Source organism: Arthrobacter gallicola, from assembly GCF_014836775.1.
Classification (GTDB): Bacteria; Actinomycetota; Actinomycetes; order Actinomycetales; family Micrococcaceae; genus Arthrobacter_B; species Arthrobacter_B gallicola.
Genome location: NZ_JACSQD010000003.1, coordinates 473,197 through 491,963, shown reverse-complemented (window position 1 = coordinate 491,963; position 18,767 = coordinate 473,197). Strand labels below are relative to the sequence as shown.

At 66.8% G+C, this 18,767-nt stretch carries 18 protein-coding genes; 1 reads left to right on the top strand and 17 read right to left on the bottom strand.

All coding sequences use genetic code 11. The features are described 5' to 3' along the window. Positions 1 to 87: 87 nt before the first annotated feature. From H9639_RS09445 to H9639_RS09405, 9 genes are all read right to left on the bottom strand, one after another. A complete protein-coding gene (locus H9639_RS09445) occupies positions 88 to 285 on the bottom strand; it encodes a hypothetical protein (protein ID WP_191807810.1) in 198 nt (65 codons plus the stop codon). Positions 286 to 456: 171 nt separating this feature from the next. Continuing rightward, positions 457 to 1,362 (bottom strand): ABC transporter ATP-binding protein, encoded by a 906-nt coding sequence (locus H9639_RS09440; RefSeq protein ID WP_191807809.1) that lies wholly within the window; start codon positions 1,360 to 1,362, stop codon positions 457 to 459. Further along, on the bottom strand, positions 1,352 to 2,125 hold the full coding sequence (locus H9639_RS09435; protein ID WP_191807808.1) for an ABC transporter permease: 774 nt from the start codon (positions 2,123 to 2,125) through the stop codon (positions 1,352 to 1,354). Before H9639_RS09435 ends, H9639_RS09440 begins: the two co-directional genes overlap by 11 nt. After that, positions 2,122 to 2,910: an ABC transporter permease gene (locus tag H9639_RS09430; RefSeq protein WP_191747200.1), complete on the bottom strand. Its 789-nt coding sequence runs from the start codon at positions 2,908 to 2,910 to the stop codon at positions 2,122 to 2,124. The genes H9639_RS09435 and H9639_RS09430 overlap by 4 nt, the downstream gene beginning before the upstream one ends. A gap of 36 nt (positions 2,911 to 2,946) precedes the next feature. Then, on the bottom strand, positions 2,947 to 3,933 hold the full coding sequence (locus tag H9639_RS09425) for an ABC transporter substrate-binding protein (protein ID WP_191807807.1): 987 nt from the start codon (positions 3,931 to 3,933) through the stop codon (positions 2,947 to 2,949). A 272-nt stretch (positions 3,934 to 4,205) separates the two neighbouring features. After that, a complete protein-coding gene (locus tag H9639_RS09420) occupies positions 4,206 to 5,570 on the bottom strand; it encodes an MFS transporter (protein ID WP_318242047.1) in 1,365 nt (454 codons plus the stop codon). 210 nt (positions 5,571 to 5,780) lie between these two features. Continuing rightward, positions 5,781 to 8,915: an AAA family ATPase gene (locus H9639_RS09415; protein ID WP_191807805.1), complete on the bottom strand. Its 3,135-nt coding sequence runs from the start codon at positions 8,913 to 8,915 to the stop codon at positions 5,781 to 5,783. Continuing rightward, on the bottom strand, positions 8,912 to 10,078 hold the full coding sequence (locus H9639_RS09410; protein WP_191807804.1) for an exonuclease SbcCD subunit D: 1,167 nt from the start codon (positions 10,076 to 10,078) through the stop codon (positions 8,912 to 8,914). Before H9639_RS09410 ends, H9639_RS09415 begins: the two co-directional genes overlap by 4 nt. A 92-nt stretch (positions 10,079 to 10,170) precedes the next feature. Then, entirely contained in the window at positions 10,171 to 11,247 is a 1,077-nt protein-coding gene (locus H9639_RS09405) for an MIP/aquaporin family protein (RefSeq protein ID WP_191807803.1), read from the bottom strand. Between the two features lie 192 nt (positions 11,248 to 11,439). Between H9639_RS09405 and H9639_RS09400 the strand changes: the two genes are divergently transcribed. Further along, positions 11,440 to 12,534: an ADP-ribosylglycohydrolase family protein gene (locus H9639_RS09400; RefSeq protein WP_191807802.1), complete on the top strand. Its 1,095-nt coding sequence runs from the start codon at positions 11,440 to 11,442 to the stop codon at positions 12,532 to 12,534. Positions 12,535 to 12,627: 93 nt separating this feature from the next. Here the strand turns inward: H9639_RS09400 and H9639_RS09395 are convergent, their stop codons facing one another. From H9639_RS09395 to clpS, 8 genes are all read right to left on the bottom strand, one after another. Next, on the bottom strand, positions 12,628 to 13,632 hold the full coding sequence (locus H9639_RS09395) for an exonuclease domain-containing protein (protein WP_191807801.1): 1,005 nt from the start codon (positions 13,630 to 13,632) through the stop codon (positions 12,628 to 12,630). A gap of 1 nt (position 13,633) precedes the next feature. Next, positions 13,634 to 14,320, bottom strand: coding sequence for a DedA family protein (locus tag H9639_RS09390; RefSeq protein ID WP_191807800.1), 687 nt, complete (start codon positions 14,318 to 14,320; stop codon positions 13,634 to 13,636). A 101-nt stretch (positions 14,321 to 14,421) separates the two neighbouring features. Further along, positions 14,422 to 15,066, bottom strand: a complete 645-nt coding sequence (rdgB, locus tag H9639_RS09385; protein ID WP_191807799.1) for an RdgB/HAM1 family non-canonical purine NTP pyrophosphatase — start codon at positions 15,064 to 15,066, stop codon at positions 14,422 to 14,424. Continuing rightward, positions 15,063 to 15,827 carry a ribonuclease PH gene (gene rph, locus H9639_RS09380; protein ID WP_191807798.1) on the bottom strand — a complete coding sequence of 255 codons (765 nt, stop codon included), beginning with the start codon at positions 15,825 to 15,827 and terminating at the stop codon, positions 15,063 to 15,065. Before rph ends, rdgB begins: the two co-directional genes overlap by 4 nt. A 45-nt stretch (positions 15,828 to 15,872) precedes the next feature. Beyond that, complete coding sequence (locus tag H9639_RS09375) at positions 15,873 to 16,718, bottom strand: MBL fold metallo-hydrolase (RefSeq protein WP_191807797.1); 846 nt, start codon at positions 16,716 to 16,718, stop codon at positions 15,873 to 15,875. After that, on the bottom strand, positions 16,715 to 17,689 hold the full coding sequence (gene murI / locus H9639_RS09370; protein ID WP_191807796.1) for a glutamate racemase: 975 nt from the start codon (positions 17,687 to 17,689) through the stop codon (positions 16,715 to 16,717). Before murI ends, H9639_RS09375 begins: the two co-directional genes overlap by 4 nt. A 65-nt stretch (positions 17,690 to 17,754) precedes the next feature. Continuing rightward, positions 17,755 to 18,318 carry a DUF2017 domain-containing protein gene (locus H9639_RS09365; RefSeq protein ID WP_225219375.1) on the bottom strand — a complete coding sequence of 188 codons (564 nt, stop codon included), beginning with the start codon at positions 18,316 to 18,318 and terminating at the stop codon, positions 17,755 to 17,757. Between the two features lie 31 nt (positions 18,319 to 18,349). Continuing rightward, on the bottom strand, positions 18,350 to 18,658 hold the full coding sequence (clpS, locus tag H9639_RS09360) for an ATP-dependent Clp protease adapter ClpS (protein WP_191807794.1): 309 nt from the start codon (positions 18,656 to 18,658) through the stop codon (positions 18,350 to 18,352). Positions 18,659 to 18,767 lie beyond the last annotated feature (109 nt).

Genomic DNA, 18,767 nt, shown 5'->3' with positions numbered 1-18,767 from the left:
AACCATCAACGCCCGCACGGCAGCCTCGGAGGCAAAGCACCCATCAACCGGTGTAATCAACCTGCTGTCTGAGTACAGCTAGCCGGTTCAGGACCCGCCGTCGCCGGCGGCGTCTGTGTCCTCTTCCGGTTCAAAGTTCGAAGCTTCGCCGGCACTGCCCGCCGCAACGCCGTCCCCCGTGGCAGGGATAGTCCCCTCAGGCCCGGCTCCGCCCTTCGCCTCCGGGCGTTCCTCCTGCTCCTGGCCGTGCTGGTCTTCCGGATGCTGCTTGCCTGATTCAGCCACAACTGTCTCCTTTGGCTGGTGCTTCGGCCGCGCTGCCTGCCGTGGCCGCTGACTTCCGATACTAGGCCACCATCCTTTAAGTGGACAGGGACCTGGCTTCCCCCGCCTCAGCGGGGGAAGCCAGGTCCCCGGCAGTTCCGGACCCCTGCCCGGCTGTGCCCGCCTGACCGGCTAGGAAACGTCTATTCCGCTCGCCGGAGGACGCCCTTCCACGGCCGCCGCAGCGTGCGGCACCGTGACCCGCGGGTCCACCGGAGCGGGGTTCGCCACTCCCTTGTTCTTCTTCGCGATCTGAATCTGCTCGTACACGTGGTTGCGCAGCTCCACAAAACGCGGCAGCGAACGGGTGGTGAGCTGGTCCCGCTTTTCCGGCAGGTCAATGACAATGTCCTCCTGGACGACGGTCGGCGAGCTGGAAAGCACCACCACCCGCTCTCCGAGGTAGACGGACTCGTCGATGTCGTGCGTCACGAACAGGATGGTGACACCCAGTTTTTCCCAGACACTGCGGACCAGGTCCTCCAGGTCCGCGCGGGTCTGGGCGTCGACGGCGGCAAACGGCTCATCCATCAGCAGCACCTTGGGCTGGTAGGCGACGGCGCGGGCGATGGCCACGCGCTGCTGCATACCGCCGGAGAGCTGCCACGGATAGCTGGTGGGCACGTGGGCCAGGCCCACCGCTTCCAGGGCTTCCTCAACCAGCTTGTTCCGCTCAGCCTTGGCGATTCCGGCGTTCTTCAGCGGCAGCTCAACGTTGCCCCGGACCGTCATCCACGGGAACAGGCTGCGCCCGTATTCCTGGAAAACCACGGCCATGTCCTTCGGCGGCTCGGTGACCTTCTTCCCCGCCAGGACCACTTCACCCGACGTCGGAGCCATCAGTCCGGCAATGATCTTCAGCAGGGTTGTCTTGCCGCTGCCGGAGGGGCCCACCAGGCAAACCAGTTCCCCCGGACGCAGATCGAAGGTCAGGTTGCGGACTGCTTCGATTTCGCCGGCGTCAACCTTGTAGATCTTCTGGATGCCGCGGACCGAAAGCAGCGGCTGGCCCTGGCCGTCCGTGGGGTTACTCTGCATGTTCTACCTCTCTCAAACCGTGGTACCAGCCGAGAATGCGGCGTTCGGCCCACTGGAACATAAATGACATGGCCACACCGATCAGTCCAAGGACCACGATGCCGCTCCACATCTCCGGGATAGCGAAGGAGCGCTGGAACTGGACGATGGTGAAGCCCAGGCCTTCCGAGGATGCGAACATCTCCGAAATCACCATCAGGATCAGCCCGATGGACAGGCACTGCCGCACGCCGGCCATAATCTGCGGGCTGGCGCTGGGCAGGACCAGATAGCGCAGGCGTGCGAACCCGCTGATCCGGAAGGTGCGTGCGGAGTCGCTGAGCACGCCGTCGACGGCGCGGACGCCTTCGATGGTATTGAGCAGCACCGGCCAGATGCAGCCCGAAACGATGACCGCAATCTTCATCTGGTCATTGACGCCGATGAGCAGCATCAGGACCGGGATCAGCACCGGCGGCGGGATGGCCCGGAAGAACTCCAGGACCGGCTCCAGCAGATTCCGCAGCCAGCGCGTGGTGCCGACCAGGATACCCAGGCCGGTACCCAGGACAATCGCCAGAAGAATTCCGATAATCAGGCGGGTGAGACTGGGCAGAACGTCTTCGACCAGCCGCTCCCCCGTCCACACCGTTACCAGCTTGTCCAGCAGCATGCCCGGCTTGGGGACGAAGAAGTTGGTGCTTCCCAGCGTGCTGACCCACCAGATGACAATCAGCAGGACGGGCAGTGCGACTATGTAGCCGGCTTTTTTGAGCGTGTTCATACCACGACCTCCCCGCGTACCGAGCTGTGCCAGGACAGAGTGCGGCGTTCAACGAAGCGCATGCCCATGTTGATGAGGATGCCCAGCACACCAGTGGTCAGCACAAGCGCGTACATCTGGGAGATGGCGCCGCCTGACTGGGCGTTCGCAATCTCCTTGCCGAGACCGGGTGAGCCGATGATCAGGCTGGCGGTGATCGCCAGGATCAGGGCGACGGCGGCGGCGAGCCGGATGCCCGTCATCAGGTAGGGAAGCGTGGTGGGCCACACGACGTACCGGATCCGGGCCAGCGGCCCCAGGCCAAAGCTCTTGGCCGTGTTGCTGGCGACGGGATCAACGTCCGCCACTCCGTACAGGACCTGGATCAGGACCTGCCAGAAGGAAGCGTAGATCACCAGCAGAAGAGTCGATTCGAGCTTGAGCCCGAACAGCAGCACCGCGAGCGGAATCAGGGCGACCGAGGGAATCGGCCGCAGGAATTCGATCGTGGAGTTGGTGGCCTTCCGCAGGAAATCGCTGGAGCCGATCACCAGTCCCAGCACAATGGCGGCAACGGTGGCGATGAGCAGGCCCAGGAACCAGCCGGTCATGGTGTCCAGGACGGCATTCCAGAAGGCTCCCAGGCCCAGGTTGCTGAAGAAGACTCCCAGCACCTCGCTGGCTGGAGGCAGGAAACGGGGGTTGACCACGCCCAGCCGGGGAATCAGTTCCCAGGTCAGCAGGAATCCGAGGATTCCCGCCAAACCCAGCAACGGCCCCGTGGGGAGTCGTTTAGAGGTGTTCATATGGTCTCGTTCTGTTATCCGGACGGATGTCCGGTGCTAGTCCTGTGCGGGCAGCATGGCGGCCAGATCCGGCGCCTTGGAAAGCGTTCCGTAGCTTGCGGCGGCCTCGCCCAAAACGGTCAGGCCATCGCGGTCGAATTCTGCCCGGAAGGTCGGCAGGATCATCTTGGCGCGCATCTCGGCGTCAATCTTGGTGTAGGTGCCGACGATTTCCCGGACCTCGTCCGGGTTCTCCTGGGCGTACTCCAGCGACTTCTTCATCGCCGCAGTGAACTTCTCCACCAGTTCAGGGTTCTCCTCGACGTACGCGGAGGTGGTGAAGTAGCCGCTGATGTCCAGGTTCGGGTGCGTTTCGGCGAAGTTGTAGGCGATGACCCGGGCACCGTTTTCGACGGTCTGGGTGAGGAACGGGTCCAGGATCCAGGCAGCATCGACCTGTCCGGATTCGACCGCCGCGGGTGCGTCGGGGAACGGGATCTCCACGAACTTGATGCTCTCCTGGTCACCGCCGGCGTTCTCCACGAGTTTCCGGATTGTGGTGTCACCGATATTGGACAGGTTGTTGACCGAAACCGTCTTGCCGGCAAGGTCGGCCGCGCTCTGGATGTCGGATCCGGCAGGAACGACGACGGCGCCGAAGTCCGAAGACGTGTCTCCGGTGGTCGAGTTGCCGTTGGATACCAGCTCGATGTCCAGGCCCTTGTCATTAGCCACCATGACGGAGACGACGTTGCCAAAGGCGAAATCGAAGTCTCCGCTGACCACGCCGGGCACGGCCGCAGCCCCGCCGGTGGTGGTCTGGATGTCCAGGTCCAGGCCCTCGGCTTCAAAGAAACCCTGTTCCTTGCCCAGCCAGATGGGGGCGGTGTCCACGATGGGCATAATGCCCACGGAGAGGGTGGTCAGTCCGGAGGTGCCCTCTGCAGCAGAGGTGCCCTCGCCGCCGGAGAGAGATCCACCTCCACAGCCACTGAGGGTCAGAGCCAGCGCGGCAGTCAGGAGGAGGGGGGTATTGCGTTTCACTAAAGCGCTCCTTGTACGGGGGAAACCCCGCGAAGACGGTCGCGGGATCCAGACCTCAGTTCAACAACAACGGAACGGCCCAGAAACAACCAGCCACAAAAATCGTTGAGGTTTGCATCTTGTTCGCATGTTGAACATAAGTTCTACAGGTAAACGCTATGAAATAGGTCACCCCTCGTCAAGGAAAAAACGTGATTGGAGCCACATTTGATACCGTCACGTAATCTACCCGTACCGCCCGCAAAGAATGCGCGCAATACGTGTGTGCTCGGTTAGGCTTGAGGCTTTTTCAGCCGCCGTACGGCGACTGCCGATGCAACGCCCAGGACCAGGAGGGCGCCGGCGGCCCCGGAGCTGACCCAGAAGGATGCAGAGTGCCCGTACTCCTGTGCCAGCGGACCGGCGAGAGCCGAGCCGACTGCAGTTCCGGCCACCGTCCCGCTGGCCAGGAGGGTCATCACGGTACCCATCAGGTTTGGGGGCGCAAGCTGGGCGCCGATGCCGAAAATACTGACCATGGTTGGTCCCACGGGGATGCCCAGGACGAACAGGACCACCAGCATCTCCGGAATCCCGGCCGGCAGCAGCAGCAGCAGTGCGGCACCGGTCATCGCGGCCGCAGCCAGGACCCAGCGAACGGACTGGCTCAGGCGTTCGGGCCAGAACGCGACAGACAGTGCGGCCACGGCCGAGCTGATCCCCATGACGGCATAGAGCAGCCCCGCAGCGTCGGCGATGCCGAAGGTCCCGCCAAATGCGGTGAGGCTGGCCTGGGTGGCACCGAAGAATGTCCCCATCGCCACCATCCCCAGGATCGGCAGCGCCAGCACCGCCCAGGTGCGCCAGATACCGGCCGGTGACGGCCGGTCTGCGCCGGCGGCACGGGCCTTGGCCCGGTTCCGATCCGTGCGGCGGCGCCCGGCCGGCACCACTGTCTCAGCGGAACGGTGCAGCGCGAAGGCCGTCACCATGGTCCCGGAGATCACCGCAGCCAGCACCAGCGGAAGCCACGGCGCCACCGCTGCGGCAAGCAGGCCAACCAGGGCAGGACCCAGGACAAAACTGAGTTCATCGGCCATGCTCTCGTAGGACAGCGCAGTGCCCAGTTCCCGGCCGCTGCGGTCCCGGCTGGTCATGGCCATCCACCGCACGCGCGCCAGCGGGCCTACCTGGGCGCCGGTGGCTCCCATCGCAAAGGCCGCTGCAAGCACAGCGGCGAGCGAGCCGCCGGCAGGCAGCTGGGCTGCCGTGAACAGGACGGCCAGGATCATCAGCGGATTCACGACGGCGGCCCCCAGCAGCAGAGGCCGCTGACCTATCCGGTCTGCCAGGTATCCGAGGAACGGGCCTCCCACCGCGGAGCCAAGGCCCACGGCGCCGGCAGCGAACCCGCCCTGGGCGTAGGACCCGGTGGTGCTGGTGATAAGGGTCAACGCGCCGATCGTCAGCATTGCCAGGGGAAGCCTCGCCAGAAAGGCAACGGGGAAAAATGCCTTGCCCGCGATCTGGAAGATCCGCCCGTACCGGCCCTGGGACGGCGGCGGAGAAGCGGACGCGGGGCCGGCCCCTGGCTCTGGCTGCGCCGTTGCTTCTGGCTGCGCTTTTGCTTCTGGCTGCGCTGTTGATCCCGGCTTCACAGCTGCTTCTGGCTGCGCCGGGGGCACGGTTGGCCGGGCGCTGGAGAGGTCAGGTTGAGTTCCGGAGGCGGCCGGTGAGGGCTGTTCGGGTTCGTAGTCACGGGTCATTTTGCTGGCTCTGTTCACGCGAAAACCGCGCATCGTCCCTCCTCCCGATGCGCCGGACCCGGTTACACGGTGATTCTACTACTCCGCCTGTTTCTCCGCAGGTCAGACAGGCAAAGCCTCCGCCGCCCGGAACCGGATGCTGGAGCCATTGCGGCCGCGGGTAATCTGCAGCTGAGCACCGATCCGCTGCTTCATCTCCGCCACGTGGCTAACCAGTCCCACCACCCTGCCGCCGTCGCGGAGCCCTTCCAGCGCGTCCATCACCTGTTCCAGCGCTTCCTCGTCCAGGCTGCCGAAGCCTTCGTCCACGAACAGCGTCTCCATGCTGGTGCCGCCCGCTTCCTGCTGTACGACGTCCGCCAGTCCCAGGGCCAGCGCCAGCGATGCCATAAAGGATTCCCCTCCTGACAGGGTGGACGTATCCCGGCGGACACCGGTCCAGGCATCGATGACATGGAGCCCGAGCCCGGCTTTGCGGTTTCCGGAGCGCGAGTCGTCGTGCACCAGCGAGTACCGTCCCGCGGTCATGGCCGCCAGGCGTTCCGTCGCGGCTGCTGCCACCTGTTCCAGACGCGCGGCCAGCACGTAGGTGCTCAAAGCCATCCGGTAGTTGTTCTCGCCGTTGCCCCGGGCGGTGTCGGTAACCGACTGGAGCAACTCGAACCGGCTGCGCAGGGGGCGGATCGCTTCGGTTGCCGCTGCCAGCCTCACGTCCAGGTCCTGCAGTGTTGCCAGGGATCCCTCCAGCAAACCAACCTGGATGCCGGCATCTGAAACCGCTTTGCGGGCGGCATCTGCTGCTTCGGCAGCTTCAGCGAGGTCCTCTTCATCGGGCATCTGCGCCGGATCGCCGCCGCTGTCCAGGGAAGCGGCTGCATCTTCGCTTTCGCGCCGCATGGCCACGCGTGCTGCGTCTGCGTCGAGGGCGTCGAGGGCGCTGCGGAGGCGCTCGGCCTCGGCAGCCGGGAGCAGCGCGGCCCGGGCGGAGTCCGCGTCCGGAAACCCGGTGCCGTCCAGGGCATCGTCAAGCGCCTGCCGGCTGGTCTGATGGGAATCTTCCGCGTAAGCCACGGCCTGCAGGGCGGAGCGGGCTGCACCGCAGAGCCGGCGGACCGCGCGGAGGGAATCGACCCGCTCCTGCAGGGACGCGGCCCCCTTGGTCAGGTCTGCACTGCGGCTGCGCAGCGCCGCGGCTTCCGCCGTGGCCGTGCGCAGGCGGGCCTGGGCCAATGCTGCCTCCTGCAGCAGATTGGATTCTGCTCCGGACAGACTGTCGAGCTCAACCTCCAGTGCCTGCAGCCGCGCCTCAATGGCAGCCTGTTCTGCGGCAGCTGCTTCGGCCCTTGCCAGCTGCGCCGCGGCGGTTTCGCGCGCCTGCAGGGCGTCTGCGGGATCACCGTCTCCGCCCTGCACCTGGAGGGCTGCCGCGGCCGCGGCGTCCGCAGCTGCCGCTGCCCGTGCATCCTCCCAGAGTTTCTCGGCCGCTTCGCTGCTGGTCCGGGCCGCGGTTTCCTCTTCCCGTGCCACAAACTTCCCGTTTTGGGGCAGCGGCGCAGGTGCCGGGTGTTCGCAGCTGCCGCAGACGGGGCAGGCGCCTCCCGGCTCGAGTGAGGCAGCGAGCTCGGCGGCGGCCTGGTCAAGCCGGAGCTGCAGCAGGTCCTGCCACGCCCCGCGCCGGTCCTGGTAATCCTGACGGGCAGTGGCCGCGGCTTCTGCGGAAGCGGCTGCCGCCGTCTGCGCCTTGGCGTACTCGGCGATCACGCTCATCAGCTGTTCTGCCTGCTCCACCCGGTTCCGGGCGGATTCCGTTCCGGCGGCTCTCGCCCGCAGGTCCGGGAGGGCGGCACGCAGGCCTGCCTGTTCGGTGCGAAGCTGCGCTGCCGCCGCGTGGTGCTGTGCAGCTTTGTCCCGGAGCTCGATTTCGAGGGCGCGGTCCCTCTTCAGCTCACGCTCCAGCCCCGCGAGGCGGTCTGCGTCTGCCAGCGCGGCTTCGGCGGCGCTAAGGTCCGACGCAGTGGCCGATTCCAGGCCTTCCAGTTCCCCGGGACCGGGCCACGGCAAGGCTCCCGGTTCCGTGCCGCTGCCAGGGACCAGCGATGCCAGGCCTGCCGTGCCGGCTGCCTCAGCGAGGCCGGCAAGTGCGGACCCGGCGTCGGCCGCTGCCTTTTCCATGGCCCGTCCGGCGGAATCGCAGGCGGCCAGATACCCGGCCAGGCCTTCTGCCCGCGTATGTGCAGCGAGGGCCTCCCGCTGCGGCGCGCTGGCGGCCTGCCGGACGGCGAGCTCCCGTTCTTCAGCTTCCAGCTGCAGCAGCGCAAGGCCCCTGGCCCGGCGGGCCTGGAGTTTGTGCACCGTGGCTTCGGCGAGGGAAAGTTCGTTCTTCCGGTGTTCCTGCCCGGTGCGGACCGAGGTGAGCCTGTCCCCCACAACAGTCCGGATGGCGGCCAGCCAGGCCGCCGGGTCTTCATCCGGTTCTGCAGGGAACGCAGGATCGGAGTCCTCAGTGGAAGCCTCGTCCCCGGTTCCGGTCTGCGTCCCGCCGGTCAGGAGCCTGATACACCTGGCTGCTTCGCTTTGCACCTGCGCCACAATCAGTTCCGCGGAGGACTGCGCCTGGGCCAGCTCGGTTTGCGCGTCGGCCGTTTGTTCCTTCAGCTGCCGCTCAATCTCCTCGAAGCGCCAGGTGCCGAACAAACGCTGGAGCAGGTCGGCCCGGGAGGTGGCGTCCGCCCTCAGGAAGGCAGCGAAATCTCCCTGCGGAAGCATAACGACGCGGGTGAACTGTTCGCTGCTCATCCCCAGGAGGTCCTGGATTTCTGTTGCTGCTTCGTCGTTGCGCGTGGTTTTCTGCACCCATTCGCCGTGGACCAGCTCGCGCAGCAGGGTGCGGGCCTGTTCGGTTACCGTGCCATTGGTGCTGCCGGCACGTTTAGCCGGCCGCTCCCACTGCGGGCTGCGCACCACTTCGAAGCGGCGCGGGCCGGCGCTGAAGTCCAGCACCACCTCCGGTGCGGTACCGGGAGCAGCGTGGTCGCTGCGGAGCTTGCGGGCGGCCTGCCGTGCCCCGGGAACGGATCCGTAGAGCGCGAAGCAGATCGCATCGAGGACACTGGTTTTCCCCGCGCCCGTGGGACCGTTGAGCAGGAAGAGCCCCTGTGCACCGAGCTCATCGAAGTCGACTACCTGGCGTTCCGCGAACGGACCGAACGCCTGGATTTCCAGCCGGTGGATCCTCATTTGGCAACCTCCGCGGCATTGACCTTCGCCAGGACTTCCACAAAAAGGTCCTTCTCCTCGGGTGCCGCTTCGCGCGAGCGCACGTGGTCCAGGAACCCGCAGCAGATATCCAGGTCGTCGGTGGCCCTGGCGAGGCGCCGGCTGTAGCTTTCGTTAACGCCGCGGTTCCCTGACGCCGGCTCGAACACCAAAACCAGGGTGCCCGGAAAACGGGACCGGATGCGTTCCATCGCCTTCGCCGGACGGTCATCGTCGGTCAGTGTGACCTGGCACCAGGCATCTTCGGCCGCGGTCAGGGAAGGGTCGGCCAGCAGCCCGTCCAGGGTCCCGCGGAGCAGCTCCAGTCGTTTGGGCGCCTCCCAGGGCACGGGTGTGACGCCTGTGAGGCCGCCGGGCCCAATCTCAATCAGCAGCCCGCCCTTGGACTGGCGGGCTTCCGAGAACGAGTACGGCAGCGGCGAACCGCTGTACCAGACGTTGGGGGCCAGCTCCTGCCGGCCGTGAAGGTGGCCCAGCGCTGTGTAAGTGAACCCGGTAAAGAGGTCCAGCGGCACTGCCCCTACACCGCCCACCGAGAGGTCACGTTCGCTGTCCGAGGTGATCCCGCCGCTGGCGAAGGTATGGACCATGACCAGGGGAAGCACCGGTGCGCCCTCGGCTTCACGGCGGGCAGTGTCCTCCCGGATCCGCCGGACGGCCTCGCCCAGGACCCCTGCGTGGGTTGGGGCGGTATCCGCGCCCAGTTCGGGTGCCGCCAGCCGGGGCTCGAGATATGGGATGCCGTAGACGGCCACCGTGGCTGCTCCGTCCTGCAGCAGCACCGGTGAGGTGATTGATTCGATCCCCGTGCGCAGATGCACGCCGCCCTGCTCGAAGATCCTGCCGCCGAACCCCAGCCGGGCAGCTGAATCGTGGTTGCCGCTGGTCAGGATCACACGGGCGCCGGCGGCGGTGATGCCCGCCAGGGCTTCGTCCAGGAGCCGGACGACGTCGACGCCGGGAAGGGCGCGGTCGTACACATCGCCGGAAATCAGGACGGCGTCCACCCGGGAGGACCTGACGGTGTCCAGCAGCTGGCTGAGGAACCCGCGCTGGGCCTCCAGCATGCCAACGCCGTGGAAGGAACGGCCGAGGTGCCAGTCAGAGGTGTGCAGGATTCGCATACCTTCAAACTACCGTCCGCCGGTGACACTTCCGTTCAGCAGGCGCACCTGCTGAACGGAAGGGTTCCCGGCGGGAAGGCCGGCTGCCGGGCCTACGGCCGCTTGGGCCCGGTGGATCCGCCCGGAGTCTGCCCGTCCTGGGGACCTTCTGTGGTGTCGGTCTCCGGCGTGGCGCCGGAGGACGGGGTGGACCCGGTACCTGCGTTGTCACGGGCGAAGAAGCCGCGGGCCTCCTCGCGGTCCTTCCGGTGCGCATCCTCAACCGGAGTCGCAGTCCCGGCGTCCGGCACGTCCGCGGCCGTGGCGCCGGTTCCTGCGGCCGTGCCGGCTGTGGTTTCCTCTGCCGGTACTGACTCGTCGAGGTACTGCTCCTGGGTGAATTCCACCGTAGTGCCGGCTGCCGTGTTGTCGGCAAGGTCGAGGCTGCGGTAGATCAGGCCTGTGATGGCGGCGCCGAGCAGGGGTGCCAGCCAGAACAGCCAGAGCTGGCCCACGGCCCAGCCTTCGGCGAAGATCGCCGTCGCCGTGGAACGCGCCGGGTTGATGGATCCGCCGGTGATGGGAACAAGGAAGGTAAGCAGTGCGGCGTAGGTGACACCGACGGCGAAAGCTCCCGCAGCTGCGGAGAGCCGGCTTCCGGAGCCGAGGAAGACAGCCGTGAGCAGCGCAGCGGCAATGACCTCAGTCAGCAGTGCGCCCGCCAGCGGGAACTGGGTGCTGGAGTTTTCAGCGAAACCATTGGCAACGGCTGAGAAGAACGGCTGTGTCTCCGGGATCTGCGGATGTCCGGTCATGGACACCCAGAGGATTCCCGCGGCAAGAACCGCACCGATCAGCTGGGCAGCGATGTAGGGAAGAACGGACTTCCAGTCCGTCCGGCCTGCCAGGGCACTGGCAACCGTGATGGTGGGAAGGAAGTGGCCACCGGAAATGTAGCCGAACGCCACCATCGCCGCGGCAAGGACCAGGCCGAAGGCCAGGGGCGCCGAGAGACCGCCGGACGGGTTGAAGAACGCGACCCCCAGACCCACCATCACCACCAGGAAGGAGCCGGCCGCTTCGGCAACGCTGCGGCCGACGAGCCCATATCCTCGAAGGTGCGTAAGGGATACGCTCTCGGTTTCGGCGCCGGCGCGGGCACCGGCCGGGAAGTGAGGCTCTGCAGTCATGGAGGGGGTGTTCCTAACGGTTGGAATCAAGTGGTCGCCGCGGACGGCGGGTGGCGTGCCGCCGGATCGGGCGGGCGCCGTGCAAACCACCCAAGACTTCCATCGCTACCTGAGAGCCGGCTGGGTGCGCACTGAGCATACACTCGCGGACTTCCCGGCGGCAGCACCCCGGCAGACACCTATGCTTAAGGTGTGAAAGAATCCCCCGAATCCAGCCCCGGTTCCCAGGCCGAAGAGTCCGTTGACGCCGTCGTCTTCCGCAGCAAAGTCCACGGCTGCCTGCTCGGCGGAGCTCTCGGGGATGCCCTGGGCTATCCCGTGGAGTTCGACTCGCTGGAAGGCATCCGTGCCCGCTTCGGCACCAGCGGTCTGACGGATTTTCGCCAGCTGGAGGCCCCCGCTCCTGTTTCTGACGACACGCAGATGACCCTCTACACAGTGGATGGACTCGTTGAGGTGCTGCAGTGGGCCAACGACGGCGTGGGCGCGGATGAGACAGCCTGTCTGTGGCTTGCCTACCTCCGCTGGGTGAAGACCCAGGGGGTGGCGCTGCCCGGTAACGCCCCGCACCAGCCGGACCGCTGGATTGACGGCCAGGAAGTGCTGCGCCACCGCAGGGACCCCGCCAATGCCTGCCTCTCCGCGCTGCTGACCGGAGAAATGGGAACCCGGTCCCGTCCGGTCAATCCGGATTCCAAGGAGAGCGGAACGGTGACCCGCTCGGCACCCTTCGGCCTGCTGCCTTACGTTGCCGGTGAGGTCCTGTACCGGTTCGCCACCGATGGTGCGGCGCTGACACACGGTCATGCCTCCGCTTTGCACAGCGCAGCGGTTTTCAGCACGCTGATCCACGACCTGCTGCCCGAAGGCGCCTCGCTGCAGGCGGCGGCTGCGAAGGCTCTTGAGCGCGCTGCTGCCAGCGGTGTTCCGGAGCTCGCCGCCCGGCTGGAGGCCGCCGTCGCACTCGCCGCTGAACAGCCAGTGCAGCCCGAGCGCATGACCGAGGTCCTTGGTGAAGGCTGGGTCGCCGAAGAAGCCCTGGCCATCGGACTGTACGCAGCGCTGTCCGCCGAACGTGCCGGGGCGCCGCAGGCTCAGTTCCGAGCAGCCCTGGCGGTGGCCGTCAACCACGACGGCGACAGCGACGCCACGGCGTCGGTGGCCGGAAGCATCCTCGGGACGCTGCACGGACGCGATGCCCTGCCTCCGGAGTGGGTTGAGGCAATCGACGCCGGCGAGACGGTGGAAAAGATGGCGCAGGCGCTGATCCGCGTTACGGTCGGCTGACGTTCGTCCGGCCGCAGCCGGCACCCAGTGCAGCTTCAGTGCATATTCACCTGCACTGAAGCTGCACTGCAACATGCACTGAAGACGCGCTGCTTACTGGCTGGCCAGCGGCCAGGTTCCGCCGATCATCTGCAGGAATTCCGCTTCGGAGAGGACTTCAATCCGCTGCCCGCGTTCATGCAGGTCCAGCACCCGGCGGGCCTTTCCCGTCACACGTCCGTTGCGCAGGTCACCGGGCTCAAACCCGTCGCCGACCACCAGCACCGTGGTTGCGCGCGTCACGGTACTGGCGGGCCGGGCCCCCAGTTCCGCGGCACGGTCCTTTGCCTGCTGGCGGGGCATCCCCAGGTTCCCGGTGAACACCACGGTCTGCCCGTAGAGCGGATGGTCCGGCGCGGCGGCCGGATTCGGCGCAGGGTTGACCCCTTCCGAGGGCCAGCCGCCCCAGCTTCCGGCCGGGGAAGGGGCTCCGGTGCCGCGTTCCAGTGCATCCCTCGTCGCCTTGGAGAGGGCATCAACGCCGGGGCGGTAAGCCGGAGCATGGTTCGGCTTCATTTTCTGGAGGGCGAAGAATTCCGCCAGCTCCGCGGCCCCGGAGCGGCGGACAATGTCAATCATGATCCCGGCACAGGCCCGCGCATCGGCCGTGGCGTCGTGGTGGTTTTCCAGCGGTACGCCGGCTGCCTCGGCTGCGAACGGCAGGGAATGGGAAGGCAGGGAGTACGTCCGCCGCGACAGCATGACAGTGCACGCATAGTCATACGCCGGGCCGGGAAGCTCAGAGACCTCAAGAGCCGAGCGGATAACCCCCAGGTCGAATGCCGCGTTGTGGGCCACCAGCAGGTCCTGCCCGATGAAGGCTCCGATTTCCGGGAACAGCTCACCGAACCGCGGCTTGTCAGCCACCATCCAGTCCTCGATGCCGTGGATGCCGGTATTGCGCCGGTCAAAGAAATCGTGGCCTTCCGGGGGTCGCATCAGCCAGGACGCTTCCTCAACGATCCTGCCGCCGCGGACCTTGCTCAGTCCCACCGAACAGGGCGAACCCCGGAAGCCGTTCGCAGTTTCAAAGTCAATGGAGGTGAAATCCAAGCCCACGTCAGGACTCGTCGGCCGTGCGCTGGGCCTTCCTCCGGCGGTAGGAACGGATTTTGACGGTGAGATACCAGATGCCGGCCACCAGGACGGCAGCGATCACAATCTTCTGGAAGATCCCGGCGTATTCCTCGACGATGTGCCAGCTCTCGCCCAGGTAGTACCCGGAGAAAACGAAGATGCTGTTCCAGATCAGACTTCCGGCCGTGGTCAGGCCCGCGAATTTGAGCAGCGGCATCTTCTCGATGCCGGCGGGAATGGAAATAAGCGAACGGAAGATGGGGATCATCCGGCCGAAGAACACGGCCTTGTACCCGTGGCGGTCGAACCAGGCCTCAACCTTGTCCACGTCCTCCAGATCCACGAGCGGCACCTTGGCGACGATGGCCCGCATCCGGTCCCGGCCGAGCCAGGCACCGAGCCCGTACAGGGCCAGTGCCCCGACGACGGACCCCAGGGTCGTCCAGATCAGCGCTGCCACGAGGGAGAAGTTTCCCTGGCTGGCGGCAAAGCCGGCCAGGGGAAGGATCACTTCGCTCGGGAGCGGCGGGAAGAGGTTTTCCAGGGCGATCGCCAGGCCGGCACCAGGAGCGCCGATGGCCTCCATGATGTCCACAGCCCATTCGGCGACCCCTCCCAGGGCCGATCCGGAACTGGAGGGGTCAACTGAGGCGCTGATCAGGATACTCATATCGGAACCAATTGTGCCCTACTCCCCCGCGGGGGAAGAACGCGGCAGCGTGTCCCGGGTGCGCCTACCCGCGGATCACACTGCCGCGGCAGTGGCGTGAATCACTCTTTCGAGGCCGGTCCGCCCTGCAGGACCCGGACAATGGAGGGCAGCAGTGCGCGGAACGCGTGGCCGCGGTGGCTGATGGCGTTCTTCTCCTCGCCGGTCAGTTCAGCGCAGCTGCGGTCCTCGCCGTCCGGCTGCAGAACCGGGTCGTAGCCGAAGCCGCCGGCGCCGCGCGGCGCGGACAGGAGGGTGCCGCGCAGCTCTCCGCGCTCCACCGTTTCCGACCCCCCGGGGACCGCCAGGGCAGCCGCACAGATAAAGGCTGCGCCGCGGTGTTCGGGCCCGATGTCGGCCAGCTGCGCCAGCAGCAGTTCCAGGTTGGCGGCATCGTCGCCGTGGGCACCTGCCCAGCGGGCCGAGAAAATTCCGGGCGCTCCGCCCAGGACATCAACGGCAAGTCCGGAATCGTCGGCGATAGCCGGTAAACCGGTTGCCTCCGCCACCGCCCGCGCCTTCAGCAGGGAGTTCTCCTCGAACGTCACCCCCGTCTCCGCCACGTCCGGGGCTCCGGCGGCGGCCGCGTCGATCACCTGGGTGTCGACGTCGAGCCCTTCGATCCTGCCGCGCAGCAGCTCACGCAGTTCCCGCAGTTTTCCCTGATTCCGGGTGGCCAGCACCAGCCGGGGTTCGACGGCGCTCACTGGCCGGCGAGGGTGCGGCGCTGGATTTCGGCAAGCTGGGAGGTGCCGTGCAGGGCCAGGTCCAGCAGGGCGTCGAGTTCGGCGCGGTCGAAGGGGGCGCCTTCGGCGGTGCCCTGGACTTCCACGAACTTGCCGCTGCCGGTGACTACAACGTTCATGTCGGTCTCGGCCCGGACGTCTTCGACGTAGGGCAGATCCAGCATGGGGACCCCGTCAATGATGCCGACGCTGACGGCAGCCACGGTGTCCAGCAGGGGCTCGGCGTTACGGGCAACCAGCTTGTTCTCCTTGGCCCAGGCCAGGGCGTCGGCCAGGGCCACGTAGGCACCGGTGATTGCCGCGGTGCGGGTGCCGCCGTCGGCCTGGAGCACGTCGCAGTCCAGCACGATCGTGTTTTCGCCCAGCGCCTTGGTGTCGATGATCGAACGCAGGGAGCGGCCGATCAGCCGGGAGATTTCATGCGTCCGGCCGCCGAGCTTGCCCTTGACCGACTCGCGGGCGTTGCGGGTGTTGGTTGCCCGGGGCAGCATCGCGTACTCAGCCGTGACCCAGCCCTTGCCCTCGCCCTTCAGCCAGCGCGGCACTCCGGCGGTCAGGGACGCGGTGCACAGCACCTTGGTGCCGCCGAATTCGATCAGCGCCGACCCTTCGGCCTGGGTGGACCAGCCGCGTGTGATCGTGATGCTGCGGAGTTCGTCGGGGGCACGGCCGTCAGCACGCCGAGGGGCGGCCGACAGGGAGGAATTCGGGGCTGTAGTCATGGGCCCAGTCTATCGCCGCCCCACGGACCGGATGCCGGGCCGGGTTCAGAGCGGCTGGGCCCGTTCCGCAGCCAGCGGCGGTGCGAAGGCGGTGCCGACGTCGTAGGACACACCCGCGACAGCGACGGCGAGGTCGCCGTCGTAGGTCTCACGCGCTTCGCTGACAGCCGTGCCCACATCGTTCCAGACGGGAAGATGGGTCAGCAGCAGGCGCCGGGCTCCGGCAGCCGTTGCGGCCGCGCCGGCGCGTTTGCCGGTCAGGTGGACGCCCTGGATGGCGTCATCGCGGCCTTCCTGGAACGCGGCTTCGCACAGGAACACGTCGCTGTCCCGGGCGGCTTCCTCAAGTCCGGGGCAGCTGTCCGTGTCTCCGGAGTACGCCAGCGAGCGGACCACCTCTGCCCCGTCCTCCGTTGTCACCGTCGCTTCCACCCGCAGGGCGTACGCTTCGTCGGCGGGATGGCTGACCGGGTACGGGGTCACCGTAAACGGACCAATCTGCACCGGTTCCCCGGCCGTCCAGGTATGGAACTCGAAGTCCTCGTGCATGCCGGGCTCGGGATCCAGCCCGTAGGCCACTGCGATCCGGTCCGCCGTGGCGGACGGCCCGAACACCTTGACCCGGTCCCGGTTCCAGCCGTTCGGGTCCCAGTGCACGGCCACGTGCAGCCCGCACAGGTCCATAAAATGGTCCGGATGCAGGTGGGTGATCAGCACCGCGTCGATGTCGCGCAGATCCATGTAGCGCTGCAGCGTGCCCAGCGAACCGTTGCCCAGGTCCAGCAGGATCCGCCAGGTCCGCTCGCCGTCGTCCGCGGTCACCAGGTAGCAGGACGCCGGGGACGCCGGGCCGGGGAAGGACCCGGAGCAGCCCACAATCGTCAGTTTCATCGCGTGCCGTTCCGCAGGGCGCCGGGCGCTGTGCGCAGCTGTGACGCCTCGCGTGCCGCCGCGATCATTTCCGGCGTGATCCGGGCCAGGACTCCGGTGGGATACCGGGCGGCCACGGAATCGGCATGTTCAACGCGCAGAACTTCGGGGCCAAGGAAACGCCGGGCCAGGAGTTCAAAGGAAGCTGCGTCCCCGGTGGCAACGAAACGGTGGTTTGGCGGCGTGGCTGATTCGCGCGCCAGGCCGTGCGTGAGCAGCGAACGGTAGACGTCCTTCGCGGTTTCCTCCGCGCTGGAGACCAGGGTGACGCCGTCGCCCATCACATAGGAGATAACACCGGTCAGCAGCGGGTAGTGGGTGCAGCCCAGGACGAGGGTGTCCACGCCGCGTTCCTTCAGCGGGGCCAGGTATTCCTCAGCGACCTCCAGCAGCTCCGGACCCGCCGTCACTCCGGCTTCGACATATTCCACGAAGGCAGGACAGGCAACGGAGGACACGTCCAGGTGCGGCGCAGCGGCAAACGTGTCGTCATAGGCACGGGAGCCCACAGTGGCGGCGGTGCCGATCACGCCGATGCGTCCGGTCCGGGTGGCAGCCACCGCCCGGCGCACGGCCGGCTGGATCACTTCGATCACAGGAATGCCGTAACGCCCGGTGTAGCGTTCGCGGGCATCCCGCAGGACCGCGGCGGAGGCAGAGTTGCAGGCAATCACCAGCAGCTTCACGCCGGCGTCCACCAGCTCGTCCATCACTCCCAGCGCGAACGCGCGGACATCGGCGATCGGCAGCGGACCGTAGGGGCCGTTGGCGGTGTCCCCGACGTACAGAATGGATTCGTTGGGCAGCTGGTCAATGACCGCGCGGGCCACGGTGAGGCCGCCGACGCCGGAATCGAAAATGCCGATCGGCGCGTCAGTGGTCTTCGGCAGGGCGTCCGGCAGCTGCGGGCTGCCCGGGTGGTCAGAGCTCATGATGTATCGACAATAGTCCCCGGCTGCTGCCGGGTGCACCACGAACCCCGTGGCCTTTGTCACAGTCAGTTGCCGGGCAGGGTCTCCAGCAGTGCTTTCATCAGGGTTTCCTGCAGCCAGGTGGCGAAGTTGTAGACCAGGGCCAGGTACTCATCGACATCCTGGGCGTCTGCGGGCTCCGTAATAGAGTGCAGTGCTTCGGCGTCCTCATCCGTGGCCAGGCCCAGCCTGGCACCGAGTACCAGCCGGACGTCATTCAGTGCCCGGGCAAAATGCCTGGCCTGCTCCGCATCCAGGTGCACCGGACTCGATTCCAGTGCCATCGAGGCAGCGCGCAGGGCACCGATCTTCCCTTCCCGCAGCGAACGCTCGGTCAGCCGCCGGAACTCCAGGGCGTCGTCGTCGTTGTCCTGGACACCGTTCGGCAGCAGCCGCAGCAGTGCCGGATCCTCCGGCACTTCGGCGCTGGAGTCCAGTCCGACCAGTGCGGCCAGCGGGTCCTCATGTGACGGGGTTTCGGGCTCAAGCATGCCCGCTACGTCCGCGAACAGGCCGCGCAGCAGTGTCCGCTCCCCCGGCTCCAGCGTGGCCGTGATCCCCTTGCGGGTGAGCTTGAATCCGGTTGTCAAAAGAGAGTTCTCCTGTGGTTGGCTGCCCTGCCTAGGGCTGGTCGGCTTTCTGGAACGTGGCCCAGAGACCATAGGAGTGCAGGGCCAGCGTATGGCGTTCAGCGTCCTCCCGGGAGCCCGTGGCGACCACTGATTTACCGTCGTTGTGCACCTCCAGCATCAGCTTGTTGGCTTTGGCTTCCGAGTAGCCGAAGTAGCTCTGGAAAACGTAGCTGACGTAGCTCATGAGATTGACGGGGTCGTTCCAGACAATCACCACCCAGGGAACATCGCTGTAGGTGAGTTCCTCGGTCCGGGAGTCCGTTTCTGTCCCGGTACCCGGGAGGGTGGCAACGCTCATGAACCCAATTGTAGTTTGGTGCGGGCACGCCGGTGCGACGGGGCAGGCCGGGATGGACCCCGGTGCGGCCGGCCCGGAGCGGCGGGTTAGAGTTTTGGATGTGAACAGT

What these genes read in the sequence shown, in the direction of transcription:
- H9639_RS09375 (WP_191807797.1), bottom strand. Translation starts at nt 16,718, where the DNA reads ATGAAACTGACGATTGTGGGCTGCTCCGGGTCCTTCCCCGGCCCGGCG.
- H9639_RS09390 (WP_191807800.1), bottom strand. Translation starts at nt 14,320, where the DNA reads ATGAGTATCCTGATCAGCGCCTCAGTTGACCCCTCCAGTTCCGGATCG.
- H9639_RS09430 (WP_191747200.1), bottom strand. Translation starts at nt 2,910, where the DNA reads ATGAACACCTCTAAACGACTCCCCACGGGGCCGTTGCTGGGTTTGGCG.
- H9639_RS09405 (WP_191807803.1), bottom strand. Translation starts at nt 11,247, where the DNA reads ATGACTGCAGAGCCTCACTTCCCGGCCGGTGCCCGCGCCGGCGCCGAA.
- H9639_RS09435 (WP_191807808.1), bottom strand. Translation starts at nt 2,125, where the DNA reads ATGAACACGCTCAAAAAAGCCGGCTACATAGTCGCACTGCCCGTCCTG.
- clpS (WP_191807794.1), bottom strand. Translation starts at nt 18,658, where the DNA reads ATGAGCGTTGCCACCCTCCCGGGTACCGGGACAGAAACGGACTCCCGG.
- H9639_RS09415 (WP_191807805.1), bottom strand. Translation starts at nt 8,915, where the DNA reads ATGAGGATCCACCGGCTGGAAATCCAGGCGTTCGGTCCGTTCGCGGAA.
- H9639_RS09440 (WP_191807809.1), bottom strand. Translation starts at nt 1,362, where the DNA reads ATGCAGAGTAACCCCACGGACGGCCAGGGCCAGCCGCTGCTTTCGGTC.
- rph (WP_191807798.1), bottom strand. Translation starts at nt 15,827, where the DNA reads ATGACTACAGCCCCGAATTCCTCCCTGTCGGCCGCCCCTCGGCGTGCT.
- murI (WP_191807796.1), bottom strand. Translation starts at nt 17,689, where the DNA reads ATGAGCTCTGACCACCCGGGCAGCCCGCAGCTGCCGGACGCCCTGCCG.
- H9639_RS09410 (WP_191807804.1), bottom strand. Translation starts at nt 10,078, where the DNA reads ATGCGAATCCTGCACACCTCTGACTGGCACCTCGGCCGTTCCTTCCAC.